At 53.0% G+C, this 24487-nt stretch carries 24 protein-coding genes and 3 tRNA genes; 7 read left to right on the top strand and 20 right to left on the bottom strand.

Annotated features, from left to right (window positions below; genetic code table 11):
- Window positions 1-66: 66 nt before the first annotated feature.
- The 18 genes from EBC_RS04545 to EBC_RS04470 form a co-directional block, all read right to left on the bottom strand.
- Window positions 67-468, bottom strand: coding sequence for a lysozyme inhibitor LprI family protein (locus EBC_RS04545; protein WP_013200622.1), 402 nt, complete (start codon window positions 466-468; stop codon window positions 67-69).
- Between the two features lie 172 nt (window positions 469-640).
- Complete coding sequence (locus EBC_RS25685) at window positions 641-1012, bottom strand: hypothetical protein (protein ID WP_157868004.1); 372 nt, start codon at window positions 1010-1012, stop codon at window positions 641-643.
- Window positions 1013-1102: 90 nt separating this feature from the next.
- Complete coding sequence (locus EBC_RS24995) at window positions 1103-1441, bottom strand: lysozyme inhibitor LprI family protein (RefSeq protein WP_071822096.1); 339 nt, start codon at window positions 1439-1441, stop codon at window positions 1103-1105.
- Window positions 1442-1572: 131 nt separating this feature from the next.
- Entirely contained in the window at window positions 1573-2124 is a 552-nt protein-coding gene (locus tag EBC_RS04540) for a hypothetical protein (RefSeq protein ID WP_041691889.1), read from the bottom strand.
- 8 nt (window positions 2125-2132) lie between these two features.
- Window positions 2133-2978, bottom strand: coding sequence for an N-acetylmuramidase domain-containing protein (locus tag EBC_RS04535; RefSeq protein WP_041691888.1), 846 nt, complete (start codon window positions 2976-2978; stop codon window positions 2133-2135).
- A 78-nt stretch (window positions 2979-3056) separates the two neighbouring features.
- On the bottom strand, window positions 3057-3539 hold the full coding sequence (locus EBC_RS04530; protein ID WP_013200621.1) for an Hcp family type VI secretion system effector: 483 nt from the start codon (window positions 3537-3539) through the stop codon (window positions 3057-3059).
- Between the two features lie 594 nt (window positions 3540-4133).
- On the bottom strand, window positions 4134-5633 hold the full coding sequence (gene tssC, locus EBC_RS04525; protein ID WP_013200620.1) for a type VI secretion system contractile sheath large subunit: 1500 nt from the start codon (window positions 5631-5633) through the stop codon (window positions 4134-4136).
- Between the two features lie 3 nt (window positions 5634-5636).
- Window positions 5637-6164: a type VI secretion system contractile sheath small subunit gene (gene tssB, locus EBC_RS04520; RefSeq protein ID WP_013200619.1), complete on the bottom strand. Its 528-nt coding sequence runs from the start codon at window positions 6162-6164 to the stop codon at window positions 5637-5639.
- Between the two features lie 47 nt (window positions 6165-6211).
- The gene (tssA, locus tag EBC_RS04515; RefSeq protein WP_013200618.1) at window positions 6212-7228 is read right to left on the bottom strand and encodes a type VI secretion system protein TssA; all 1017 of its coding nucleotides are present in this window, start codon (window positions 7226-7228) and stop codon (window positions 6212-6214) included.
- Between the two features lie 17 nt (window positions 7229-7245).
- A complete protein-coding gene (gene tagF / locus EBC_RS04510; protein ID WP_013200617.1) occupies window positions 7246-7956 on the bottom strand; it encodes a type VI secretion system-associated protein TagF in 711 nt (236 codons plus the stop codon).
- Between the two features lie 21 nt (window positions 7957-7977).
- Window positions 7978-11598 (bottom strand): type VI secretion system membrane subunit TssM, encoded by a 3621-nt coding sequence (gene tssM, locus EBC_RS04505; protein ID WP_013200616.1) that lies wholly within the window; start codon window positions 11596-11598, stop codon window positions 7978-7980.
- A 3-nt stretch (window positions 11599-11601) separates the two neighbouring features.
- The gene (locus EBC_RS04500; protein WP_013200615.1) at window positions 11602-12840 is read right to left on the bottom strand and encodes a DotU family type VI secretion system protein; all 1239 of its coding nucleotides are present in this window, start codon (window positions 12838-12840) and stop codon (window positions 11602-11604) included.
- Between the two features lie 17 nt (window positions 12841-12857).
- Complete coding sequence (gene tssK / locus EBC_RS04495; protein ID WP_013200614.1) at window positions 12858-14201, bottom strand: type VI secretion system baseplate subunit TssK; 1344 nt, start codon at window positions 14199-14201, stop codon at window positions 12858-12860.
- Window positions 14202-14226: 25 nt separating this feature from the next.
- Window positions 14227-14730, bottom strand: a complete 504-nt coding sequence (tssJ, locus tag EBC_RS04490; protein ID WP_013200613.1) for a type VI secretion system lipoprotein TssJ — start codon at window positions 14728-14730, stop codon at window positions 14227-14229.
- 24 nt (window positions 14731-14754) lie between these two features.
- Window positions 14755-15249: a hypothetical protein gene (locus EBC_RS04485; protein WP_041692204.1), complete on the bottom strand. Its 495-nt coding sequence runs from the start codon at window positions 15247-15249 to the stop codon at window positions 14755-14757.
- 959 nt (window positions 15250-16208) lie between these two features.
- A complete protein-coding gene (yjjG, locus tag EBC_RS04480; protein ID WP_013200611.1) occupies window positions 16209-16889 on the bottom strand; it encodes a pyrimidine 5'-nucleotidase in 681 nt (226 codons plus the stop codon).
- 14 nt (window positions 16890-16903) lie between these two features.
- Window positions 16904-17344: a ribosomal protein S18-alanine N-acetyltransferase gene (gene rimI, locus EBC_RS04475; protein WP_041691887.1), complete on the bottom strand. Its 441-nt coding sequence runs from the start codon at window positions 17342-17344 to the stop codon at window positions 16904-16906.
- The gene (locus EBC_RS04470; protein ID WP_013200609.1) at window positions 17307-17726 is read right to left on the bottom strand and encodes a DNA polymerase III subunit psi; all 420 of its coding nucleotides are present in this window, start codon (window positions 17724-17726) and stop codon (window positions 17307-17309) included. The genes rimI and EBC_RS04470 overlap by 38 nt, the downstream gene beginning before the upstream one ends.
- Before the next feature lie 179 nt (window positions 17727-17905).
- On the opposite strand from EBC_RS04470, the gene rsmC reads away from it, so the two are divergent.
- From rsmC to EBC_RS04450, 4 genes are all read left to right on the top strand, one after another.
- The gene (rsmC, locus tag EBC_RS04465) at window positions 17906-18940 is read left to right on the top strand and encodes a 16S rRNA (guanine(1207)-N(2))-methyltransferase RsmC (protein ID WP_013200608.1); all 1035 of its coding nucleotides are present in this window, start codon (window positions 17906-17908) and stop codon (window positions 18938-18940) included.
- Between the two features lie 186 nt (window positions 18941-19126).
- Window positions 19127-19213 (top strand) — tRNA-Leu (locus tag EBC_RS04460).
- Window positions 19214-19246: 33 nt separating this feature from the next.
- A tRNA-Leu gene (locus tag EBC_RS04455) sits at window positions 19247-19333 on the top strand.
- A 38-nt stretch (window positions 19334-19371) separates the two neighbouring features.
- Window positions 19372-19458: transfer RNA gene (locus EBC_RS04450), tRNA-Leu, on the top strand.
- 150 nt (window positions 19459-19608) lie between these two features.
- Here the strand turns inward: EBC_RS04450 and EBC_RS04445 are convergent.
- Window positions 19609-19893 carry a DUF1435 domain-containing protein gene (locus EBC_RS04445; protein WP_041691886.1) on the bottom strand — a complete coding sequence of 95 codons (285 nt, stop codon included), beginning with the start codon at window positions 19891-19893 and terminating at the stop codon, window positions 19609-19611.
- A 261-nt stretch (window positions 19894-20154) separates the two neighbouring features.
- Here EBC_RS04445 and EBC_RS04440 point away from each other — a divergent pair, with 261 nt between their 5' ends.
- The 3 genes from EBC_RS04440 to EBC_RS04430 all read left to right on the top strand — a co-directional run bounded on the left by EBC_RS04440 (window position 20155) and on the right by EBC_RS04430 (window position 23070).
- Window positions 20155-21255 (top strand): GGDEF domain-containing protein, encoded by a 1101-nt coding sequence (locus tag EBC_RS04440; protein ID WP_013200606.1) that lies wholly within the window; start codon window positions 20155-20157, stop codon window positions 21253-21255.
- Window positions 21256-21741: 486 nt separating this feature from the next.
- Window positions 21742-22530, top strand: a complete 789-nt coding sequence (gene fhuF / locus EBC_RS04435; protein WP_013200605.1) for a siderophore-iron reductase FhuF — start codon at window positions 21742-21744, stop codon at window positions 22528-22530.
- Between the two features lie 72 nt (window positions 22531-22602).
- Window positions 22603-23070 carry a YbaK/EbsC family protein gene (locus EBC_RS04430; protein ID WP_041692203.1) on the top strand — a complete coding sequence of 156 codons (468 nt, stop codon included), beginning with the start codon at window positions 22603-22605 and terminating at the stop codon, window positions 23068-23070.
- A gap of 49 nt (window positions 23071-23119) precedes the next feature.
- Here the strand turns inward: EBC_RS04430 and EBC_RS04425 are convergent, their stop codons facing one another.
- The gene (locus tag EBC_RS04425; protein WP_013200603.1) at window positions 23120-24349 is read right to left on the bottom strand and encodes an MFS transporter; all 1230 of its coding nucleotides are present in this window, start codon (window positions 24347-24349) and stop codon (window positions 23120-23122) included.
- Window positions 24350-24487 lie beyond the last annotated feature (138 nt).

Genomic DNA, 24487 nt, shown 5'->3' with positions numbered 1-24487 from the left:
CATGTGAATTCATTAAGGGTTAATCCAGGACTTACCATTCATAACTGACTGCATAAATGCGGGGAATCAGCCATAGGGCATTTCTTTAAACTGTGCGATACGCTGTTTGTCTAATTTATTTATGCAAATACTGACCATGCCAAGATGCGCACTGCTATCTTCGTCAGCAAGGCTGGCTTCCATTTTGCACTGCCCTTCACGATACTTTAACCAGTTGCGCTGAGTTTCCAGCAGGGTTTTTAATTGAAATTTTACGATGCTGCTATCACTCTTGTATTCTTCTTCGATACGTTTCTTTGCAGCAGAGTACTCTTTGTTTAAAATCGCCTCGGTGGCATCTTTATTTCTCACGCTACAATTATCCACTTCCCAACTGATGGTTTTACTGCTGCAATTTTCTTCTGCTCGGGCGAATTGAGAAACGGTGAGAGCTGTTACTGAAATTAAAAACAAAGCGAACTTTTTCATTTAATTCCTTACTGGAAATTGGGGAGTAGGCGGAGGTCAACGAATTTTTTCATCTGAAAACAGGAGGGTACTGCTCGGCAATTGCTGAGAATAAAATAAATTTACTAGTGAAGTTATTATCGCTATGGTCTTTGATATTTATAGAAACCTATCTATGGAACAATAAATAAACCTACTGCAAAGTCCCAACATCTCCTGCAATTGCCTTATCATTTTTAAAAATATTTAAGTTCCATTTTTCAAAGTCATTAGTCGTGAATGAATACGTATAGGCACCGTTTTTAAAGCTATACCCTCGAAAATTACACGACTCTGGACAATTTACATTGACGGTTTCCCCTTTAAGGTGAATACCCTCACCTGTTTTATTACTCTTCGAGTATGCAGTCACATCCTCACATGAGACATTTCCTTCAGAACAATGCTCAGTTATCTTTGCAGTGTATTTACTTCCAGTAAAAACGACTGTTGAATCAGCATGAGAGAGATTTGACCATCCAAGTAAAGAAACAACCATACATATTAATGCAGTATATATCTTCATATTTTAATCATATGTATAATTTAGGTTAGGTGAGATATTAATTGTAGTAAATACAGTCACCTAACAAAAATAAAAATTGACATTAATTAATTATTGACCATCAGTTATCGAAGACAACACATTCAATCTATTGACCATGACATTTTTTAGACACTCCTTATCACTACCACAAGCATTTCGTTTTTTTAACCATTCTTTTTGAGAGTTTATAATTTCTTTCAGCTGTTGATTATTACCAACGGAAACAGCTCCCTCTTTTGCTGATTTCCATGAGTTATTTACACTTTTATCATAAGACGATAGTTCATAATCAGAACAGATTGCTTTCTCTGATGAACTTTGTGCTTTTGAACAACTGAAAGAAGGCTCTGGAGTAGCTCCATTACTTACAGGTGACAGAGTGAGGATGGATCCATCATACCAGTTCACAATCCGTTACAAGGCCAACAAAGAATATCTTTGAAAGAGTTTATAAACGTAAAATGCATATCCCCTTCCAGGGATACGCTCAATTCCATCATGATAAGTTAGCAATAATCCTTCTAAAAACTCTAAAATAATTACTTATCGAGATATTTTGCTTTTAATTCTTTAATCGTTCTAGCTCCTGAAGAACCTATCTTCTTGGTCAATTCACTATCTAACTCAAGATCACCAGTCGAGCTAACTACTGAAAATATAACTGACTCATCAGCGATTGCATTGGGAGACGAAGCCTCATAAATAACTGCAATTTTCGTAGCGGGATTGTTATTGTCTGAAATAACCCCCACGGATTTTGTCTTATTACATTTCTCAGCTTCCCAGTCATCATATCCGATGGTGGGGATTAATGTATGAATCACCGGTGATTTCTTGGACCAACCGACAAAACAAACATTTTCATCCTGCGCATTAAAACCACTACCTGCGATGAACGTTCCCAGGGTTTTGCCATTATCTTTCAAAGTAAAGCTTTGCCCATCAACTGGTGCGCCCCCTTCAATCGATTTTTCAGATGATTTTAGATATAAATCTTTTTGAAATGCGGTATCACTTACAGCATGTAACGATGTCTGCGCCAACACAGCAGTAGGTAGGAGTAACCCCATAAACATCATAACTAAACGCATATTTCCTCTCATGAGCTTTTTAGAGCGACCTGATAATTATTGGCAAGCTTAGTATCATAGTCGTTCTTTTTATATTTTGGTCCATTGTAGGTTCTGGCAAAAGTCGCCCAATGCTTGTTTTGCAACGCAGTTTGAAGAGGGGGAGTGTTCTTTATGAATGTAACAAATGCATTCAGTTGCCCCTGCACAGTCCCCATCCCTTGAACAAAGTCATCAACACTCGCAAACCCGGCAGCTTTGTAATTTTCTCCCATAATCTGGAATGCTCCCCACGATGCAGATTGTAAGGCTGCACTTTTATCAAGCGCGATAGCTTTGTTCAACTTACCATACTGAGCACTGTATTTTCCATAACCACCAGAATCCTTGTTTGAAAGTACTGGGTCACTATCATACTTCCCTTTTGTTAATCTATGGAAGTAGTGGCGCTCATACAGGATACTTGGCCTTCCCTGATCATCGAAAGCACCACGTGGAGTCTCTGTTAACACCACGGCCTTAATAGCCGCGACTTCACATCCCAGTCCTTTTGCAGCTTCCACCAACTGATCCTGACTAAATAAAATTGCCCGAGTCGTGTGATTAGTCGTCGTGTGAAATGATGAGTGCACAACAAGATTACGCATTGTTTTGCCAGTTGGAGAAATAATGCCATCAGGATTTTTTAGATTAACAACCTCCTGTTGGAAGCGTTTAATTCTATCAATGGTTCCCGGACCCACCAATCCATCTACGCTCAATTTATTCAACGGCGTGGTTATTTTTTTATTTTTATTAAGCAATGTTTGAATAGTTATAACATCCGCATAATTATTTTTTTGGCCAATACCTACAGCAGATCCAATCCTTGCCATGCCACGACCTCAACTTAAAATTTAACTGGGATATATGAATATAATATTTAAGCCTCCCTATGCCGGGAGGCTTTATTATTACGCTTCTTTATTTTCTTTAATATTCCAACCTGCGCTACTTTCTGCGCCTTTACCACCCGAGGAGCTCTGCTCCCAATACTGTTGTTTAACTTTAGAGGACTGGAATGAATACGACATTCCTACTAAGTCGCCATTGTCAGCACCATTATAATTTACTGTGGTTACCAGGACATCTTCGAGAGTAATGCGTGCATACTCAACCTGAGTACCACCCGCTTTACAGATCGAAAGTTCGATTTTAGTAAGATGTTTACCACTCGCGCAATTTTTCAATAGAGCAGTTACTGACTTATCGATCAATGCCTCAACATGCAAATCATTGAAGTTCACTTTACCGGCACCGCCGCCGCCGCCCACAGACATATTGCCTGGCTGTGAAGCGCCCCAGGAGAAAGAAGTAATATCGGTCCAACCGGTGTGGTTTGAATCTTTTGATTCGCCAGTCACACCGTCAACTTTCATAAACATATCAATAGCCATGATTATCTACTCTTCATTAGTTAAAATTTGCTTTAGATAAAGCACTGATATGGCAAACAGGAAAGCATGGGGCTGAATAAAACAGTCCATATTTTACCTCTGCCTCGCTTCTGAATATCGCTACATGGGATTATCCAGAAATATAGTTACCCGCCACCCGGCGGTATAACTATTGTTGTGCCTTAAGTAACGTCAACTTTACTTAAGGCGAAAAACTGCTCAAACCTAATTAAAAATATTGAATGAATCACTTAAGCTCTGTCAGGTAATAGACAACGGATATATTCATGCGCTACATTACCCGGAATACATTGCATAATCATAATCGAAAAAGGATCAACAATTGAAAAGGATCATCTCAATCATTTTTATTTCCCTGTTATCGATCGTATCAATATATTCAATTTTAGATATTCTCTCTTCGTTCTATATGGTCATAAGATATGAGCATTTATCTGTATCATTTTTGGGTTTTATGCTGGGCGAAATTGTGTTCACCACCCTTTGCTTAACGGCTATTTGGTTAATAGTTAAAGCAAGAAACCAAAAGAACAGATGAAATTGTGCGGAGTAAATCATTACTCCGCATAGCCATTACGCATCGTTAGATTTCAAAGAAGGCAGTTTTGATACCAGACGCAGCGACACGGTCAGGCCTTCCAGCTGGTAGTGCGGGCGCAGGAAGAACTTGGCGGCGTAGTAGCCGGGGTTGTCTTCGATCTCTTCAACCTGCACCTCTGCAGATGCCAGCGGCTTGCGGGATTTGGTTTCCTGCGAAGAGTTAGCCGGATCCCCATCGACGTAGTTCATCACCCAGTCGTTCAGCCAGCGTTCCATCTCGTCACGCTCGCGGAAGGATCCGATCTTGTCACGCACGATGCACTTCAGGTAATGCGCGAAGCGGCAGCAGGCGAACAGGTACGGCAGGCGCGATGCCAGACGGGCATTCGCGGTGGCATCGGCATCGTGGTATTCCGCAGGCTTCTGCAAAGACTGTGCGCCGATAAAGGCGGCAAAGTCGGAGTTCTTGCGGTGAACCAGCGGCATAAAGCCGTTTTTCGCCAACTCTGCTTCGCGACGGTCGCTGATGGCGATTTCGGTCGGGCACTTCATATCCACGCCGCCGTCATCGCTTGGGAAGGTGTGGCAAGGCAGGTTTTCTACCGAACCGCCTGACTCCACGCCACGGATTGAGGTGCACCAGCCGTACTCTTTGAAGGAGCGGTTGATGTTAGCCGCCATCGCATAGGCAGCGTTGGTCCAGGTGTAATTGCTGTGGTTCGCACCGTCGGTCTGCTCTTCGAAGTCGAAGCTGTCCACCGGGTTGGTGCGAATGCCGTACGGCAGACGCGACAGGAAGCGTGGCATCACCAGGCCCAGATAACGGGCATCTTCCGATTCCCGCAGGCTGCGCCAGGCGGCATATTCGCTGTTCTGGAAGATTTTGGTCAGGTCACGTGGGTTCGCCAGCTCCTGCCAGGATTCCATCTGCATCACGCCCGGCGCAGTCCCGGTGATGAACGGACAGTGTGAAGCCGCGCCAATGCGCGCCATTTCGCTCAGCAGCTCAACGTCCTGCGGGCTGTGGTCGAAGTAGTAATCGCCGACCAGGCAACCGAACGGCTCGCCACCGAACTGGCCATACTCTTCTTCGTACACCTTCTTGAAGATCGGGCTCTGGTCCCAGCCGACGCCTTTATAACGCTTCAGCGTGCGGCCCAGTTCCTGCTTGGAGATGCTCATAAAGCGGATTTTCAGCATCTCGTCGGTTTCGGTGTTGTTCACCAGGTAGCTCAGGCCACGCCACGCCCCTTCCAGCTTCTGGAAGTCTTCGTGGTGGATGATCTGGTTTACCTGCTGAGACAGCTTCTCGTCGATCTCCGCGATCAGCGCCTGAATCGTGCGGTAGGCATCGGTGGAAACGGTGACGGTATTTTCCAGCGCCTGCTGCGCCAGCGTTTTCACCGCGCTTTCCACGGCGGCACGCGCAGAGTCGGTCTTAGGACGGAACTCTTTATTCAGCAGCGCGCTGAACTCATCCTGACTGTAAGCCTGCTGTTCCTGCAGTTCGGACTGTAGTGAAGGATTGCTCATCGGTTATTCCTCCCCACTTTTAGCGGCTTCATCCTGCTTCGGCAGGTGGCTCAGTGATTTCAGCAGCGTAGGATCCTGCAGAATTTTGGAGATCAGCTCTTCCGCGCCGTTTTTGCCGTCCATATAGGTCAGCAGGTTGGAAAGCTGTGTGCGTGCATCCAGCAGCTGATTCAGCGGCTCAACGTTACGCGCCACCGCATCCGGCGAGAAATCTTCCATGCTGTTGAAGGTCAGATCGATGTTCAGTCGCCCTTCGCCGGTCAAGGTGTTGTCCGCCTGGAACGCCACGCGAGGTTTCAGCGCCTTCATGCGTTCGTCGAAGTTGTCGATATCGATTTCAAGGAACTTGCGCTCGTCTACGGCCGGCAGGCCTTCGACCGATTTACCGACCAGGTCGGACATCACGCCCATCACAAACGGCAGTTCAATTTTGCGTTCCGCGCCATAGATCTCCACGTCGTATTCGATCTGCACACGTGGCGCACGGTTACGGGCGATAAATTTCTGCCCACTGGATTTACTTGTTGCCATGGGGTTCTCCATTGGTATTCGCGGTAAAACGTGAATGAACGCGCAACTCAGTTATCGCGGCGTCCGAAGATATTTTCCAGCTGATGCACGCCGTCTGGCGCCAAATCACGGATGATGTCCATAAAGTCGAGCGCGATCATCCGCTGTACGCGGTCGATCATCAGCGGAGCCGGATGGCTTGGCTCGTGCTGCACAAAGTACTGCTTCACTTTTTCCAGCATCAGCTGGGCATCAGAACGCGAGCCAGGCTGAATCGTGCGCCAGTCCATATCGGCACGCGCCGGTCTTGCGGCTGGCGATGGCTGCGGGACTTCATCACTCGCTGGCGTTAAGCCGGGGATCAGGCTCGCCAGATCGGTGACTTCACAGGCCTGCGCGACGGTGTTCACCGTTTTTTGCAGCTGCTCCATCTCCGGCACGCCGGTTTCGCCAAGGTGTTCCACCAGCGTTTGACGAATTGTTTGTAACCGCTCACTTATGCTCAGGATGGCTTCCACGCCGGGTTGACCTGCACGCGCCAGTTCATCTGTCAGCCGTGCGAGACCGCCGGGATACTCCGGGCATTCGGTTTTGCTGCCGTCCAGCAGTGCGCAGGCATCGCGCAGCGAAATCTCATCTGAGGCGCTGCGAATTAAAGGGGCCTGACGGGCTGCGGTAGTGAGTGCTGACTTATCGCTTAACGCCGCCAGCGCATTGACGCGGTAAAACGGATCGCGCTCACCGTCCTCCTCCAGCACCGGCCAGAGCGGCTCCCAGTAACGCAGCAAAGACTGCTTGATCAGCTCCAGGCCGTTGGCGTAACCCGGCAGCCCTTTCAGCTGCGTCCAGGCGCGGGTCAATGCCAGCATCACGCGGAGATCTTTGGTGCGGCTCAGCAGGTCGCTGGCCAGCCGCTCGACTTTGTTCCAGTCCGCAGGCTCGGCAGGAATGATGGTGCTGCCAAATTGCTGCTCGGCTTTGCCCGCGCAGGCCTGCTCCATCGCCATGTAATCGGCGTCGTATTCCAGATTCTCGCCGCAGGGCTTGTCAGCGCTTATCGGCTCAAGTAGCGCATCGATATTCATAGGATTTCCTTGCGTTATTACTCAAACATCGGCGGATAAAGACCGTGGCGACCGGGTTTGGCGCCGGCTGCCGGGTCAAACAGCATCGAGAACAGCTGACCGGTAAAGTTGCCGCTGTGCACGTGGGTATAAAGCGGATAGCCATCGGTCTGATTGGTCCACCAGAAGCTGGTGTAGTGCTGCGGATCGAAGCAGTCCGAGACCTGCCGCCAGCTCAGCGTGCAGGGCCGATCGGCATAGCCAATCACGTCCAGAATGTCGGAGCGCGACTCTGCGGCAGGCAGCACCGGTGCGGGAATTGACAGCAACGCCTGATCCAGCTGCTCAGCGCTGTACGCGTTGCGCACCGCGTTCAGCAGCGTGCGCCCCACCTGCTGATACCATTCTCCTGCCAGCGCCAGCTGCGGTTGCGTCCAGCTCTGCGGGGAAAAGGTCAGCAAGGCGCAGACCGGATACTGTCGGCCCACGTTGTCACGCGCGGGCAGCAGGCAGCCCATCTGCACCAGCTGACTGCCCAGCATCGGCGGCACCACAAAATTCCACACCGGCGCGGCGCTGAACGATCGGTCTCCGTCGGCGCGTTGATCTTCATTTTGCTGCCAGTTCAGCAAGCCCACCTGAAACCAGTGGGTCCATTGCTGCCAGAGCGTTTCGGGAAAACGGCGCTTAAGAAAGTCACCGGCACTGGGCAATTTCCCGTACCAGCCAATCGCAGGAGTCTGGTTCATTATCAAATCCTTGCCTTGCGGTTAGGGGCATGAGAACCCGGGAAGCTGAAACGGATTACGGATACTGTTTGGCGTGAACTCCAGCGTCACCCGATGACCATTGACGTTAAAGGCCGCCTGGCGGCTGAGGCTGCTGCTGCCGCGCGAGAGTTCGGCGCGGTCAAAGAAGCGATTCAGTGCCCATGCGCCGTTGGTGACCAGCGTGGCGGTGGTGCCATCCGCCAGCCCCAGCTGCATACGCACCTGGTTGGTGCCGCCGGGGCCCGGCCAGTTCATCAGCTGGACCGCCTGCGGCCCGTGGCTGTAACGCAGCAGCTGTCCATCCACATCCAGCGTTAAGGTCAGGATGTTGTTATCCATCTGCACGGTGCGGACAGTGACGCGGAATGAAGGCGTGGTCGCGCCATTGGCAAAGAAGGCATCACGAATACTTTGCGCTTGCTGGAATGGGCGCAGCACACTTTCGCCGCCTGGCAAGGTCTTGCCGTCGATGCCCGGCGTAAAGCGCCAGCTCGACTGCGTGGTATCGACCTTGTTGGCGAGATTGTCGCGGAAGAAGCTGTCCATCAAACCGGTGCCCGGTGCAAACATCCGCGCCAGATCGTCAGGCGTCACTTCAGAACGGCCACTGCGGGAGAGCGGATAGCGCCCGGCAATCGCCTGACGGCAGAAGCTGCCCACTTCGACATTGATCCGCTTGCGCACGTTATCCAGATCGCGACGCTGGGTATCACTGCTGGCACCCACCGCCATGCTGGTGAACATGTTTTGCAGTGAGCCCGGCAGGCGACCGGCGCTGGCCTGCAGACGACTGATTGAATCGCTGGCTGGCGGCGGCATACCGCTGTTGGCCGCATCCTGCACCGCGGTCAGGTAGCGATAGAGGTCGTCGATTTGCTTAAGGAAATCATCGAAGGCGATGGTTTTGCCGCCTTTCTCCAGTGGCTGAGCCAGTTCAATCACCGGTGCGAAGTGAGCGGTTACTGACTGCTCCGGCGTTTGCTGCTGCTGGCTGGCGGCGGTGCTGGCCTGGCGTGAGCGGAACAGCGCGCTCAGCGTGCTGCTGGCGCTGCTCTCCTGCTTGTCCTCGCCGGCCTTCGCCGTATCCTCTTCCGGGGCCGCTTTCTCCAGCACCAGATAGTGGCTGAGGTTAATCACCAGTTTGCGCAGCGGCGAATTGCTGCTGGAAAGCAGACGCGCCGCATTGATGCGTTGCGATAAATCCGCGCTGTTGTTCAGCTGGATGTCCTGCAGTAAGCCATCCCACTGACGCATGTAATCGGCCATATAGAGCTGGCGGACGGCCAGATCGGTTTGCTCCTTTGTCTCGCCCTGCACCTGTCCGCCCAGCACCCACTGGTCATCGTCATGCAAAGCCGCCGTGACGCTGTCGATGTTTTTGTCGAAGCTGTTCCAGTAACCGTCTGGGGTAAACAGCCCCGGAATGCCTTCACCAATCGACTTGCCGCTTTTACGTGAGAAGACCAGTTCGCTTTGTGGCCCCCCGAGTGAAGCCAGCGATACCGACTTCAGTGCATCATCCCTTTCCAGCAGGCGCTTGAGGCGTCCATAGACCCGCTGCGACAGCGGCATCTGATTAATCAGCGCCTGCTCGCGCTTTACCAGAGCATCATCCCGCGCATACGGCGACGCCTGAATTTGCGTCTCCAGCAGCTGCATCAGATGCCAGTCGAGCTGCTTGATCTGTTGCTGGGTGATGTTCTGCGGCTGGTTGCGCTGAATATTCAGCATCAGCCAGGCGTGCAGGAATTTGCCGTCGTAATGCTTTGGCTGGTACAGCATCTGATAGGCTTTCAGCGCTTCGTAGCTGTAATCCGCATCACTGCCGTTGTCATTACGCAGCCAGGTGGTGATTAGCTGAGCCACCTGCGGCATCAGCAGCTGCTTCAGGGATTTCTGGTACAGCGACAACGTCGCATCACTGACTTCCACACCGCGATACAGCCCCATCCGGCGGGTGATCGGCGGATCGTTCAGATCGAAGTCCTCACTCTCCGGCAGATGCAGCACGCCATTGAGGAACGGCAGCAGCGCATACAGATCGGTCAGATCGTTGGCCTGCAGGTTCTGGCTGAGCTTCACCACCTGCGGCACTTTCGCCTGCACTTCCTGCAAATAGGCTTTGTTATTGTTGTAACTGGTGATCCACAGCACGCCGGCCACGATCAGCGCTGCGGCCAGCAGCAGATAGCCGGACCACAGAACGGCACGATTGCGCAGCTCCCACCAGCGGTTACTGCCCGCCAGCCCGGCTTCCTGGAAAATGACGTTTTGCAGCAGGTCTTTCAGGAAGTAGCTTTGCCCTTTGTTGGCCGGGATCGGCGCGGCTTTATCCACCTGATCCCACGCTTTGCTGTTGCCGCCCTCTTCCTGCGGCAGATTCAGCGCGCGGTTCAGTTCGCCCATCACCCGGTCAAACGGCAGACCTTCCTGAGTGCCGCTGGCAAAGTAGATGCCGCGTGGCGAGAACTGCGTTTCAAAATTGGAGCGGCTGAAGACGGTTTCCAGATAGTCATTCAGCAGCGGGCGCAGCGCCGCAAACTCCTGCGGGAACAGGTAGCTTTCGGCCCGGGCTTTGCCGTCGCTTTCCTGTAACAGCGTGTCCGGCAGACCGGCATCCAGCCGCTGTTGCAGCAGAGCATATTCCTGGGTAAAGGCGCTTAACAGATCGAAATCGGCCAGCTTCGAGCGTTCCCACGGGAAGGTGAAGCCCCAGACCTGATCGCGCTGCGCCTTATCAAAACGGGCAAAGTACGAACGGAAGCCTTTTAGCAAATCCGTTTTGGTGACCATTACGTAAACCGGGAAACGGATACCCAGCTGCTCATGCAGCTCCATCAGACGCTGTCGCAGCGAAAGCGCCTGCTGACGCGACGCTTCAGCCGATTGCGTTAGCAAATCGGAGACGCTGATGGTGACAATCACGCCGTTGATCGGCTGGCGACCGCGATATTTCCGCAGCAGTCCAACAAAGTTACCCCACTCGCTGGCATCCTGTTGCTGCTCGCTTTCCTGGGTGGTGTAGCGTCCGGCGGTATCCAGCAGCACCGCCTGATTGGTGAACCACCAGTCGCAGTTGCGGGTGCCGCCAATGCCGCGCAGCGCCGCTTTACCAAAGCGGTCGGCCAGCGGGAACTTCAGCCCGGAGTTGACCAGCGCGGTGGTTTTGCCCGCGCCCGGTGCGCCGATAATCACGTACCACGGCAGTTGATACAGATACTGACGGCTGAAGCGCTGGGTCCAGCGCTTATTGCCCGCGCCGCTGAAGTGGGCCTTTTTCAGCATCTCGGCGGCTTCGGTAAAGCGCTCGGACAGCACGCGGTCTTCACTGGTCAGACGCTTGTTGTCAGCGCTGCCCTCTTCGCCCGGCGTGGTTTTCAGGCTGCCCATCAGTTTGCGGTTCAGCCAGGCGTTATACAGGCGCGGCACCAGATTGCTCAGTCCCCACGCCACGTACAGCAGCCCGATACTGATCTGGCGGTTCACTTCCGGCTCCAGTGGGCGAGAATCCGCAATCGAGAACACCGGCCCAATCACCCAGATGATAAAGGAGAGCGCGGTGATGCCGATAAAACCCCACATCAGACGGCTGGTCATGATGGAAAATAGAATATTCAGCATCCGTTAATTTCCTTGCTGCAAACCGTTAACTTCCGCGCGGGTGTTCTGCGGCGAAACTAACAGCGTGATGTCCACCCGGCGATTGCGGGCGCGATTTTCGGCGGTGGTATTCGGCACCAGAGGATTGCTCTCTCCGCGCCCTTCCGCTTTCACGCGTTGCGGCTGTGACAGATGTTGTTGCAGACGCTCCTGCACGGACTGTGCCCTGGCCAGCGAAAGCTCATAGTTAGAGGCGAAGCGCGCACTGCGGATCGGCACGTTATCGCTGTAGCCAATCACCAGAATGCGGCCATTAACGTTGTTCATCGCCTGAGCGATACGATCCAGCACCTCTTCATAACGCCCGCGAACCGAGGTGGACGCCGAGGTAAACAGACCGTCGCCTTTTAGCGTGACCACGCTTTGGTCGGCTTCATCTTTTACCGCCACCAGGCCCTGTTCGATTTCAGGACGCAGGAACGCCTTAAGGTTCAACGCCGCTGGCGGCGGCGGTGCCGGGTTATGAATGGTGATTTCCGGTAACGGCGTTTGGTAGACCGCAGCCAGCACCGGCGAGGTGACATCGCCCAGCCGCCAGTTCAGCAGGATATAGAACAGGCAGGCGAGGAAGCCGACCAGCGCCGTGCAGGCCCACAAAGGCACCACCGGCCGCCACAATTTGCGCGTGACCGGATGATCTTCAGGATGCGGTGAAAGCGGCGGCGCATAGCCACCGCGCACGGAGTGGATCATCTGCAGCAGGCGCTGTTTGATGGTTTCCAGCTGGGAACGGCCGTTATCCAGCACGCGATAGCGCCCTTCAAAGCCCAGTTGCAGACAGTAGTTGATCAGCTCCAGCAGAACGATTTGTTCACGCGGATTCTGTGAAAGTTTGGCCAGCAGCTGGAAGAACTTCTCGCCGCCCCAGGTTTCATTGTGGAAGGTGACCAGCAATCCCTGGCCGGGCCAGACGCCGCGACTGCCCCAGGGCGTGAGCGCAGCGGCTTCATCCAGTGCGGTACATAAGCAGTAGCGCGCGCCAATAATCACTTCATAAGCCAGTCCGGCCCGCTGGCAGTTCATCTCGAACTGGCGCATTTCGTCGATCAAACGCTGGCGTAACGCGGCCGGATCGGCATGGCTGACCGAATGGCGGATTTGCGGAATCGAATTTAATAACCCGTTCGCCGCGGCCACCAGAGGATTGTTATTGCTGGCGCCCGAGAACACATCGCCCTGGGCAAAAGCCTGTTGTTGCTGCATGTTGCTCGCTCCCTGCGTCAGACTGAGTGGTTACGGATAGCCCAGAATTCCATCTTCAGACCGGGGAAATCCCCTGCCAGATGGAGCGCGAAGGTGCCGGATTTTTCCATCTCCTGCCACAGCTCACTGCCCTTCTCCAGCTCGAAGTAGCTGTAACCGGTGTGCCAGGGAATTTGCGGCGGCGCGACGGGCAACGGCCGCAGCACCATGCCCGGCAGCTGCAGCTGCACCAGATCGCGAATTTTGGTCACCGGCGCAATCTTCATCTGCGCCGGGAAGTGCGTTTGCAGCGCCTCGCCGGGCACATTGGCGCGCACCGCCAGCACAAAGCCGAACTCACGGACCATCGAGGTTTCGGTCACGGTGGCGACGTTCAGCCCGTGCGATCGTTCGGTCAGCATCAGCTGAACGGCGTTCTCTTCCATCACCTGCGACAGCCCCTGACGCAGCATCAGCATCAGTTTGCCGAAGCAAAAGGCCAGATCGTCATGGTCATAGGTCGGCAGTTCGCTGTCCGGGAAGCGCTGAGGCGTGTAGGTGGCCAGTTCTGTCGCAAAGGCCAGCCAGGTGGAAAACAGCTGTTCAGGATGCAGCAGCGGCAGATCTTTCAGATGGCTGACGTGGCCAACGTGGTGGTTAACCAGCGCCAGCAGCATAAAGTCGACCATATCGGCCGAATTAAAGCGGCCAGGCTGTTGCAGACGCTGGCCGATTTCCTGGCTGCGTTGCTGTAACAGCCCATGCATGCCGCTGAGATACTCATACAGCTTGCTGTGCGCGACGCAGTTAAGCATCGGCGGAATGAAGTTTTCATCCAGCCGAACCTGGTTATCACTGCGCTTCTCGGTGATGCGCAACGTGGCCATCGCCGTCCATTCCGCTGACAGCTCGCTTTCCAGCATCAACCGCAGACGAAGCTTGCCGAACTGCACGGCAGCGCCGCCCACCGACAGCGCATTGAAGTCATCCACTTCCTGTTCAAAGGTGACATAACGCGCCAGCGAATCCGCCGACTCGCTGAAGATCACCTCTTCACGGCCATTACGGCGGGCAGGCAGGGCCAGCACCACCAACTCATTGACGTGATTATCCGGGATAGCCAGTGGCGGCGGCCCGTTACGCGCATCGCGGAAAGAGAAAAAGGTGCCGTCAGGCAGCAATCCACTGGCGGAGCTGAGGGCAACTTTCCCCTGCCGCAACATCGCTTCGTCGATTTCATAATCTAAAAAGCCCCAGAGATAAGGCCGCTGGGTCAGTCCCCAGTTACGAAGCGCGCTTTGTTGATAGCTCTCTGCTTGCTGGAAATGGTGTGGACGCAGGAACATGCCCTCGGTCCAGACCACTTTTTCTGCTTTATTCATAATGGCTTCCGTTGTCAGGCAATGCTCACGGTTTCACGGTGCGCAGACCGCTGATGTCAGCAATGATGTCGGCTTTCAGTTCGTCAGAAGACCCCTGCCAGAATGCGTAGGAATGGTCATTGGGTACCGGCAGCGGCAATGAGATACGCCATTTTTTGCCATCCAGAGACTGATACTCCGCGAGGATCCCGATATAACGCGCCTCTGAAGTGGTTTGCCCCTGGAGGACTTTATTCAGCTGACCTGGCATCAGGAAAAACTGCTCGCTGGTGATCAGGTTGTTGCCCAGCAGAGCGGGCGCGCTGTTTTGCAACGAATAGAAGTCGGCAGACATGAAATCCGCATCCGACTTCATTAACAGCACCCTGATCTTGAGCGGAGCGCCGTCATTGATTTGCGGATGCGCCTGGAAAACCAGGTTGTAGTGAGCAGGATTGCTGTGTGTAGACGAACCACAGCCAGCAACAAGGCTGACTGCTATCAGAAAAAGCGCCTGAAGACTCAGGCGCAAAAATGAATGTCTTTTCATAGTCAGGCGGCCATTAACCCGTTATCAGTCGATGATCCAGGTGCCGCTGTTGCTGTTCTGGCACGCTTTACTGTCACCCGCGGCAACGCAGGTTTTTTTGCTCGCGGCGCGCACACGCTTACGGCGGGAGTCGGCTTTGACGGTTTTGTCGTACAGATCGCTCTTCACCACGGCACGCAGCGGAACGTAGCCAATCAGCTGCTCCTGTCCCTGCTCGGCAATGGCGAACCAGTTGTTTTCGACCGAGCCCAGCACGGTATAAGGCTTGCCGTTCTCCAGATTGCTCACCAGCTTGCCGCCGAAGTCAGGACGGTTCATCACCGACGCGTCATACAGCGCGCGGTACTCTTCATTCACCGGCGTGAACGACGTCGGCGGCTGAACGGCGTGACGGTAAGTCAGCTTCACACCATCGACAGTGCTGGAAATAATCGTGTCATCCGTCATTGCTGGCGGTGGCGCTTTACAACCTGCAACGGTCAGGACAAAGAGCAGACTCAGTGCAATTCGAATTTTCACCATGATCCTCATGAAGTTTTTTTTGGAATGAAAGGCGTACGACAACTCAGAAATACGCGTGTACAGAATAGAGAGGGTGTCTGGGTCAGCAGGAAGCAGACCGTAACGACAAGCAGGAAGAGCGAGGCAGGCAAATGAAGCACGGCTTAACTGGACCAGTCATTAAAACAGGTCAACATTTATCCGTTTCACTTTATAGCCGAAAGCACGCTTCACAGCTTAGTAACGCAGATTATTCACTTGAGTAACATTGAAACGAGATGAAGGGCTTTATTAGCAGGTTAATAGTGTAGCAACAGGATCGATTCAGCCGACCATATCGCTCACTTATCGAACAAAAATGGGGTTAAACTCCGTTTACCCTACAAGCCCTTTCCAAATATCCTACATAAAGAAGTGAATAATACTGTAGTGAATTACTCCACTCTTCTTACGCAAAGTCCCTATACTCATTACTTGTTTCAATAACATTTCACTTTAATTGCCTGTTATATATAGATTAAAAAACAGGCCTACTACCATAGCTACCGCACGAGCTGATGCAAACGCAAAACGCCCGTGACATTGGTTACAGTTTATTGTGAAATTTTCGGCAAGTTTACAGAGTCCAATCGATTATTCAACGCTACGCAGACGCTGCCACTAACGTAAGAAAATCTAATGTTACAAAATTAAGGAAAATTCTGCATATTCAGGCGAAAAAACCCAGGACATTTCCAGGAGTTCGCTCAATATTTGGCTTTTTTAAAACAATATGGAATATAAATAATATCTTTAATAACCAAATATCATAAAGTAAAATTATCGATTGGCACTAATTTTTAGGATTTTATCGGGTGGGGTTTTTGAGACAGGAGTCTACAGGTTTTTATATCTAAAAATGGGGTTATTTAGCTGAATGCCAGCGATTTGTGCTGGCATTCAGAGAGTGAGGGTGTTTTTGACCAAAAATATCAAACTTAAGTATTTAGAATCACTTCCAGTTCCTGTAGCGTTTTTACCTGCCAGCCAGGCTGGATGCCTTCAGGACGTGGACGATTGTCGGCGTTGAGCCAGCAGGTCGCCAGACCGGCATTAATGCCGCCGAGAATATCCGAATCCGGGTTATCGCCAACCATCATCACCCGCTCACGCGGAGGATTGCCCATCTGATCCAGCGCGTAATCAAAGATGGCCGGATGCGGTTTAGCGTGGCCAACCTGCTCCGAGATCACCAACAGGTCGAAATAGCCGAGGAACCCCGTCCGTTCAAGCCGTGCCTGCTGCAATGCCGTAAAGCCGTTGGTGATGATGCCCATCTTCACCTTGCCTTTAAGCGAGTTAAGCAGGTTTACCGCGCCGGCCAACGGCACGCACAGCTCGGCCATCGCAGCTAAGAAGCCTTCGTTAAGGTCCAGCGGCGTCACCTGCAGCTTCGCGGCCCAGCCTTCAAAGCGCTGATGCTGCAGCTGCAAGGCACTGATGGCGCCATTCTGATAATCAACCCACAGCGGCTTGTTAATCGCCTGATAATCATCGTAATCGGCCGTAGAAAAGGCCACGTCATACTGCTGAAAAAGACGCTGTAAACCGGCAAACGCATCGAAGTGAAACAGCGTATCGTCAGCGTCAAATAAGATCCAATCCCAGTCTTTAAGCATCTTTCAGTCGGTCCTTATAACGTCAGCGCCATAATAATGGCATCTTCTTTGCCGTCCGCCGTTGGGTAGTAATTACGGCGCACCGACACTTCGTTGAAATCCAGCTGCTCATAGAGCGCAATCGCTGGACGGTTTGAGGCGCGCACTTCCAGCCATAACGTCTGGATGCCGCGTGATTCGAGTTCGACGATCACATGCTCCAGCAGTTCCCGGCCAATGCCCTGGCGCTGAAAAGCCGGATCCACCGCCAGGTTAAACAGCGTGGCTTCATCAAGCACCACCTGAGTAATGGCAAATCCCGCCATCTGCTCACCGACGGTCAGCTGATAGTTCAGGTAACGTTCGCCCTGATTGCTGGAGAAGGTTTTTTCTGTCCAGGGAAAAGCATGACTGCGCTGCTCAATGGCAAAAGCGGTCTCAAGATCGTGCGGGGTCAGTAAAGAAATCTGATTCATAGTGGGAGATCTGCTGCCACAGCGCGCGTTTGGCACCGGCATTATGATAGAGCTCCGCAAGAACAGGCGAAGCGATCTGTGAACCGTCAGGCATGGCGGCGGGTTCTACACCCAGACACCAGCTCGCACAACGGGTATCGTCTGGCAGCATCGCCAGTTGTTCCGGGGTCAGCACCACCACCTCCTGCTCGCGCATCAGCATCGCGCGGAGCACATCGCTAATCAGCGGATCTGAGAGCAGAGGCGGCACTTCCGCCACAATCAGCAGGCGAGTCTGTTCCGGCAGTGACACCGCAACCTCACCCTGTAAGGCACGCGGACGCCGCAGCGTATACTGCGTTATGCCCATTTGCTGTAATAACCAGTCACGTCTGGAGGACATCTTTATTCCTGTCTGGTCGCCCGATTGCGTCGCTATGCTAGCAAACCCATCGGTTCTGCGCCAACAAAGCCACCCTTCGCACGCCGGCTGACAGCACAAAACAACGGAATGCGGCGGGCAGTGCTGCAACTCTGGCTAATTTGGGTATAATCGCCGCTCTGATTCGTAAGGAGCCACCGATGTCTGCATTTAGCCCGGCCAGTGAAGTGATACTGCGCCACAGTGATGAATTTACTCAACGCCGCGTACTGTTTGCTGGCGATCTGCAGGATGACCTGCCCGCCCAACTGGACACCGTTTTGAGTCGGGTGCATACCCAACAATATCATCACTGGCAGATCCTGAGCCGCACGCTGGAAGACAACGCGCGCTACGGACTGGTGGCGACAGCCGACGACGTTGCAGAGTGCGACACGCTGATCTACTTCTGGCCGAAGAACAAACCGGAAGCGCTGTTCCAGCTGGAAAACCTGCTGTCGCTGCTGCCGGTGGGCACCGATCTGTTCGTGGTCGGCGAAAACCGCAGCGGCGTTCGCAGTGCAGAACAGATGCTGGAGCCGTGGGCAAAAATGAACAAAATCGACAGCGCACGTCGCTGTGGTTTGTATCATGGCAGCCTGGATGTTCAGCCGACCTTTGATGTTGAGCAGTACTGGGACGAATATCCGCTCGGCCCTCTGACCATCAAAACCCTGCCAGGCGTGTTCAGCCGTGACGGTCTGGATGCCGGCAGCAACCTGCTGCTCTCCACGCTGAAACCCCATATGAAAGGCAAAGTGCTGGATATGGGCTGTGGCGCCGGTGTGCTCTCCGCCATGCTCGCCAGCTTCTCGCCGAAAGTTCGCCTGTTTATGACTGATGTAAATGCAGCGGCAATCGAAGCCAGTAAAGCGACGCTGGCAGCGAACGATCTGGAAGGTGAAGTGTTTGCCAGTAACGTCTACTCCGACGTCAACGGGCGTTACGACATGATTATCTCCAACCCGCCGTTCCACGATGGCATGCAAACCAGCCTGGACGCAGCACAGACGCTGATCCGCGGTGCGGTGAAGCACCTGAACATGGGCGGCGAGTTGCGCATCGTGGCCAACGCCTTCCTGCCTTATCCGCAGATTCTGGATGAGACGTTTGGCAGCCATGAAGTGCTGTTACAAAATGGCCGTTTTAAGGTTTACCGTGCCGTGTTGCAGCGCGCGGCGAAAGCCAAGCGTTAATCCGTAAAGCGGCGATTATTTCGCCGCTTTTTGCTTAGCAAGTGCCTGATTCGCCAACCTGGCCGTGATAACGTCGCTTTTTACAGCGTTCATCGGGAAGGTGGCTAAATAACTGTTGACGTAGACTGGAAAATCTCTAGAATGCGCCTCCGTGGTTGCAATACAGTTTACCTGTGTTGATGGTATGCGAAGGTGGCGGAATTGGTAGACGCGCTAGCTTCAGGTGTTAGTGTCCTAACGGACGTGAGGGTTCAAGTCCCTCTCTTCGCACCATAAATCACGTTGTTCATATTACGCAGCATTCGAGCGATGGTGGCGGAATTGGTAGACGCGCTAGCTTCAGGTGTTAGTGTTCTTACGGACGTGAGGGTTCAAGTCCCTCCCTTCGCACCAATGCGGTGATATGAATAAAAAGTTAAGTTCAACAGAATGCGAAGGTGGCGGAATTGGTAGACGCGCTAGCTTCAGGTGTTAGTGTTCTTACGGACGTGAGGGTTCAAGTCCCTCTCTTCGCACCACGTTGAAACTGGCTCACTGCTTTTCCCTGCATCATCTCCCCGATTATCTCTGCACGGCCTTTCTCTGAATCACTTTCTGTTTTCACGCTGCAATCCGATTTTCATCTGTTTGATCCGCTGTTCCTTTGCGACTCACCGTCCCCTGTTCTGTTAAAGCATGCCGAAATTGACGGATATGGCCGCCATGCCGCCCGCCAGTGCCAGGCAGGAAGGTAACAGCAGGTAATGACGCAGACGTTTGTGATAGAGCATCGCCACGGTGGCCAACAGCGCAATCACCATGATCACCCGCCATTCGCTGAATGACAGTTTCATCAGGGCGATAAGCGGCATCACTGCACAGGGCAGCAACACGCCCCAGGCGCTATCCAGTTTTTTTCCGAACATCCAGCTTACCCCCCAAAGTCCACATGCGGTGACCAGTGCTATCAGCATTGTCGTACCCACACCCTTTCAAATGATAATGATTACCAATAGCATATAAGAATATTTATCACTTTGCAGCATAATTTACCGAGCCGCTGTTGAAACTTTGCCCGCGCTGATGACACTCCGAATGTTAAGTGGTAAATTGGCAGCGTTCACTATTAAGAAATTCCAAATAATAACAGAAAGAAACTATTCCACGCGCGAATGTAGTCCGCCAATTTAGGTTAATGGTGCGGGTTTATTCATTGCAGTCACGAGTAGAAAATAATGAAATTACAAAGCTATGATGAATTGCTTAACAGCAAGCATCGGCTGTCGCTGATGCTCTTTCTCTTTTTAAACACAGCAACATCTTTATTTTGTTTATGTAGCACTAAAGGGAAACTGGGACAGGTTCAGTTTTCAATTCCCACGGTTGCCATCGCACTATTTTGTGCGGTGATCATCGCGTGGATGCTTTTAAAGCCGTCAGGGAAATTTCCGATATTAAATCTGGTCGCGGTAATTACCGGTTTGCTGTGGACGTGGCAAATTTACGATAAGTACGAAAGGGTATTTTATTTCGACGGCAGCTTTTTAGTAATCAGTCTGATTAGCGTGTTTTTTATCAGTGCCATCGCGCTGGGCGACCATCTGCTGGCATTTTGCCTGCATACGGCTCCGCCTTCCGTCGCGGTGTTGGTGCTGGACCACGGGCAGAACACGCTGCTGATCCTGTTTACCATTGCGCTGCCGCTGATTGGCTTCACCTTGCACCACCTGATGCAGCGCCGCAGGGACAACTTTACCCTGCGCCTGATGCGTCAGCTGTATGAAGAGAAAGAGACCTACAGCGACCTCAGCATGCTCGATCCGTTGACCGGCCTGTACAATCGCCGTGGGCTGAAAAACCGGCTGGAGAACATCCTCGAGAACCACGCGGGCAGCCACTTCGTACTGCTGCTGGATATCGACAACTTCAAGGCCTACAACGACAACTACGGCCATGCGATGGGCGATCAGGCGTTGGCGCGTGTCTCGGTGGCGATACGGGATGCGGTGCGTTCAAGGGACATTGTGACCCGCTATGGCGGCGAAGAGTTTCTGGTGCTGCTGACCAACGTCAATGAGTCGATTGCCCGTAAGCTGTCGGAGCGCATCCGCCAGTACGTGCTGAATCTGGAGATCCCGCATCTGTTTAATGACCGGGTCGCTACCCACGTCACCATCAGCGCCGGGTTTGCGCCCTTAATCGAAGAAGATTTCGATACGGCGCTGGCCAATGCCGACCGCGCACTTTATCTGGCAAAAGGCCGTGGACGTAATACGATCCTCTCCTTTGAAGACATAACGAAAAGTCCGCTTAACCACCCCGCAGATGCAATGTGATATTTTTAACTGGCCCGGACGCCCGGGCCAATACGTTGAATTAATTTATCGCTCTCCTTAATACAAATCCCAGGCCTGACGGGTTTATTTGGCATAATGACCTGCGCTTTTATTCCCTATTCATTAAGCCGATGAATGAAAAATTGTTGTTAATAAAAAATGGCAATAATGCATTCTTCGGCGGAGGTGATAACAGCAAATAACCCAGCCATTGTTATTCCCTATAATTGGAATTAACTCTACAATGCCGGGAAACGTCCCGGTTATGGAATAAGCTGCTATAAAGCCGTCAATAACGCCTGCCTGTTAATCTACAGCGTAATCCCTGCTGTTATTATGGCCAATGCGATCAAAATTCAGCCAGGTTGCTTATCAATTGCCTTCCAGACCCGGCGCACAATTTGCTGCTTGTTTGTGCGTATGGCCTCAGATAGAATCAAGAACGATTATCATTTGTTTTTGTATTCGGTTTACGCTGGAAATCCCATGGCCACCATCGTCCGTCAGGCAGTTGAGTATGGTTCACATCCGCTGATCTTTTTGCAGAGCAATCGTTCGCTGGCGTCTTCGCTGCGCGCCTTGTTCAGTGAACACCGTGCTTATTTCCTGGATAGCGTGAAGCTGGGGGAAGAAGCGCCCGCCAGCAGCATGACGCTGGACCGCTGGTCGACACCGGAGAATTTCGCCCGCCTTAACGCGCAGTACGGTGACTATATCTACCGTGAGCAGGGCGAGATGGAACGCGAAAACAAGCCGCTGCAGTCGCTCTGGGCGCAGTGGTATTTCGGCCTGGTGCTGCCGCCGATGATGATGGCACTGCTGATTGAAAACCGCCCGCTGGACTGCTCACCCGAGCATTGCCACGTTGAGTTCCATGAAACCGGCCGCCCGGCAACCTTCTGGTTTGACGTGCGCGAAGATGAAGAAGCCCGTTTCCTTAGCCCACAACGTCGTATGGATCGCCTGATCCAACAGCATCTGATCCCGGCGGTGCGCGCCATTGAGCAGCACGGTGATATCAACGGCAAGCTTATCTGGAGCAACACCGGCTTCGCCGTGCACTGGTTCCTCGGTGAACTGGCCCCTCTGCTGGGCAAATCCCTGCACGCCGAACTCGAACACGCCTTCTTCTTCAGCAAAACCCTGCTGGACGGTTCCGACAACCCTTTCTATCGCACCATGCTCCCGCGTGACGGTGAAATGCAGCGACGTACCTGCTGCCAGCGCTATCGCCTGCCGGAAGTTGAGCGCTGCGGAAACTGCACGCTAAGCTAAATTAACGCCTTCCCGTTTACAGTCAGTCTGCTCTGTGGCAACTTTATGCGCTTCGTTATGTGGGAGAAAAGCATGAGCCTGGAGTCTGTACGGCAGTTCTTTGCCGAGCGCGCCCCTGATATTGGCATTATCGAGTTGGCCGAGAGCACGGCAACGGTCGCTCTGGCGGCACGGGCACACCATGTGGAGCCTGGCCAGATTGCCAAAACCCTGTCGCTGAAGGTGAAAGATCGGGTGGTATTAATTGTGACTCGCGGCGATGCCCGCCTGGATAACCGTAAGCTGAAAGCGACGTTGGGTGCCAAAGCGCGCATGCTCAGCACTGATGAAGTGGTGAACTGGACCGGTCATCCGGTCGGCGGCGTCTGCCCGTTCGGACTGGAAACCCCTTTACAGATCCTGTGCGATATCTCGCTGAAGCGTTATGAAGAAGTGCTGCCTGCAGCCGGATCGATTAACAGCGCCGTGCGTATTTCGCCCGAGATGCTGGCGCAACTGACCGACGCCAAATGGGTCGACGTCTGCGAGATCCCTGCCTGACGGCAACAAAAAAGGGCGGCTCTGAGAACCGCCCTTTTCGCTTACTCCCCTAGCGGGACTGCTCGCTCACCTTGCCGGGTGAGGACGATATCTCCACCCCGCGCGTTTCCCTGCCGAAAGCCACCAACACACAGATCAACACCGCCACGGTGCCGGCGACAATCGCCATCGCCAGGCCATAGTTGTTGCCATGCGCTTCCGCTATCGATGATTGCAGCGTGGCATTGACTGAGGCAATCAGGTTACCCAGCTGATAAACGAAGCCTGGCAGCACCGCGCGGGTATTGGCCGGCACCAGCTCGGTCAGGTAGGTTGGCACCACGCCCCATGCGCCCTGGACCATAAACTGCATCAGGAACGCGCCCAGCCCGATCATCACCGAACCGGTTGAGAATGCCCACAGCGGGATCACCGGCAGCGCGAGGCAGGCGGCAATCATCATCGCTTTCTTACGGCCAATTTTCTCTGACAGCGTGCCAAAGAACACGCCACCGAGCATCGCGGCGATGTTGTAGCAGATAGCGATGATGCTGACGGTATGCGGATCGAAGCCGTGCTGTACCTTCAGGAAGGTGGGATAGAGATCCTGCGTGCCATGGCTGAAGAAGTTAAAGCAGGCCATCAGCAGTACCAGATAGACGCACAGCTTCCAGTGGCTGCGCAGCACCGGCATCAGCGCGGTGCTCTCTTTACGTTCCCGTGCCGCCAGCCATACCGGCGATTCAGGGACTTTGAAATAGATAAACGGCAGCAGCAGCACCGGCAACGCGCCGATCAGGAACATGCCGCGCCAGCCGACGGAGGCATAGAACAGGCCGAAGATAATCGACGCCAGCAGATAGCCACAGGGATAACCCGCCTGGAAGATCCCCGACATCAGCCCGCGCGAACGGTCAGGAATGGTTTCCATCGCCAGGGATGAGGCCACGCCCCAGACGCCGCCCATCGCAATACCGTAGATCACCCGGAAGGCGAGGAAGGTGCCGAGGGTCGGGGACCAGGCGGACAGCAATTCGAAAATCGAGAACATCAGGATGTTGACCATCAGAATGGGTCGACGACCAAACCGTTCGGCCAGGCGGCCAAACAGTAGCGCGCCAATCGGTCGCACCGCCAGCGTCAGCATGATCGCCAGCGAGACGTGCGAAATTTCGGTGTGGAAGTTGGTAGCAATATCACTCAACACGAAGACCAGTATAAAAAAGTCGAACGCGTCCAGCGTCCAGCTGGCAAAGCTGGCGAAAGCCACATTGCGCTGGGTCGAAGTCCAGTTGAACATAGGGTTATCCTGTCTTGCTGCGGCCAAGGCCCGGATATCGGGTCAAGAAATGTTAACTATTTGTTTATAGCATGTAAGTAAATAGCGATCTTCGCGTCTTTGTCAGCGCAAGATTCAAGCTGTAAACCGGCGTAACAC

Origin of the sequence: Erwinia billingiae Eb661, from assembly GCF_000196615.1 — a bacterium.
Classification (GTDB): Bacteria; Pseudomonadota; Gammaproteobacteria; order Enterobacterales; family Enterobacteriaceae; genus Erwinia; species Erwinia billingiae.
The sequence above is the reverse complement of the archived record's forward strand: the minus strand, read 5'-3'. Positions and strand labels throughout refer to the sequence as shown.

Bases quoted from the DNA above. Each gene is read 5' to 3' on its own strand.
- EBC_RS04545 (WP_013200622.1), bottom strand. From the start codon at position 468: ATGAAAAAGTTCGCTTTGTTTTTAATTTCAGTAACAGCTCTCACCGTT.
- EBC_RS25685 (WP_157868004.1), bottom strand. From the start codon at position 1,012: ATGAAGATATATACTGCATTAATATGTATGGTTGTTTCTTTACTTGGA.
- EBC_RS04540 (WP_041691889.1), bottom strand. From the start codon at position 2,124: ATGCGTTTAGTTATGATGTTTATGGGGTTACTCCTACCTACTGCTGTG.
- EBC_RS04535 (WP_041691888.1), bottom strand. From the start codon at position 2,978: ATGGCAAGGATTGGATCTGCTGTAGGTATTGGCCAAAAAAATAATTAT.
- EBC_RS04530 (WP_013200621.1), bottom strand. From the start codon at position 3,539: ATGGCTATTGATATGTTTATGAAAGTTGACGGTGTGACTGGCGAATCA.
- tssC (WP_013200620.1), bottom strand. From the start codon at position 5,633: ATGAGCAATCCTTCACTACAGTCCGAACTGCAGGAACAGCAGGCTTAC.
- tssB (WP_013200619.1), bottom strand. From the start codon at position 6,164: ATGGCAACAAGTAAATCCAGTGGGCAGAAATTTATCGCCCGTAACCGT.
- tssA (WP_013200618.1), bottom strand. From the start codon at position 7,228: ATGAATATCGATGCGCTACTTGAGCCGATAAGCGCTGACAAGCCCTGC.
- tagF (WP_013200617.1), bottom strand. From the start codon at position 7,956: ATGAACCAGACTCCTGCGATTGGCTGGTACGGGAAATTGCCCAGTGCC.
- tssM (WP_013200616.1), bottom strand. From the start codon at position 11,598: ATGCTGAATATTCTATTTTCCATCATGACCAGCCGTCTGATGTGGGGT.
- EBC_RS04500 (WP_013200615.1), bottom strand. From the start codon at position 12,840: ATGCAGCAACAACAGGCTTTTGCCCAGGGCGATGTGTTCTCGGGCGCC.
- tssK (WP_013200614.1), bottom strand. From the start codon at position 14,201: ATGAATAAAGCAGAAAAAGTGGTCTGGACCGAGGGCATGTTCCTGCGT.
- tssJ (WP_013200613.1), bottom strand. From the start codon at position 14,730: ATGAAAAGACATTCATTTTTGCGCCTGAGTCTTCAGGCGCTTTTTCTG.
- yjjG (WP_013200611.1), bottom strand. From the start codon at position 16,889: ATGCTTAAAGACTGGGATTGGATCTTATTTGACGCTGACGATACGCTG.
- rimI (WP_041691887.1), bottom strand. From the start codon at position 17,344: ATGAATCAGATTTCTTTACTGACCCCGCACGATCTTGAGACCGCTTTT.
- EBC_RS04470 (WP_013200609.1), bottom strand. From the start codon at position 17,726: ATGTCCTCCAGACGTGACTGGTTATTACAGCAAATGGGCATAACGCAG.
- rsmC (WP_013200608.1), top strand. From the start codon at position 17,906: ATGTCTGCATTTAGCCCGGCCAGTGAAGTGATACTGCGCCACAGTGAT.
- EBC_RS04445 (WP_041691886.1), bottom strand. From the start codon at position 19,893: ATGCTGATAGCACTGGTCACCGCATGTGGACTTTGGGGGGTAAGCTGG.
- EBC_RS04440 (WP_013200606.1), top strand. From the start codon at position 20,155: ATGAAATTACAAAGCTATGATGAATTGCTTAACAGCAAGCATCGGCTG.
- fhuF (WP_013200605.1), top strand. From the start codon at position 21,742: ATGGCCACCATCGTCCGTCAGGCAGTTGAGTATGGTTCACATCCGCTG.
- EBC_RS04430 (WP_041692203.1), top strand. From the start codon at position 22,603: ATGAGCCTGGAGTCTGTACGGCAGTTCTTTGCCGAGCGCGCCCCTGAT.
- EBC_RS04425 (WP_013200603.1), bottom strand. From the start codon at position 24,349: ATGTTCAACTGGACTTCGACCCAGCGCAATGTGGCTTTCGCCAGCTTT.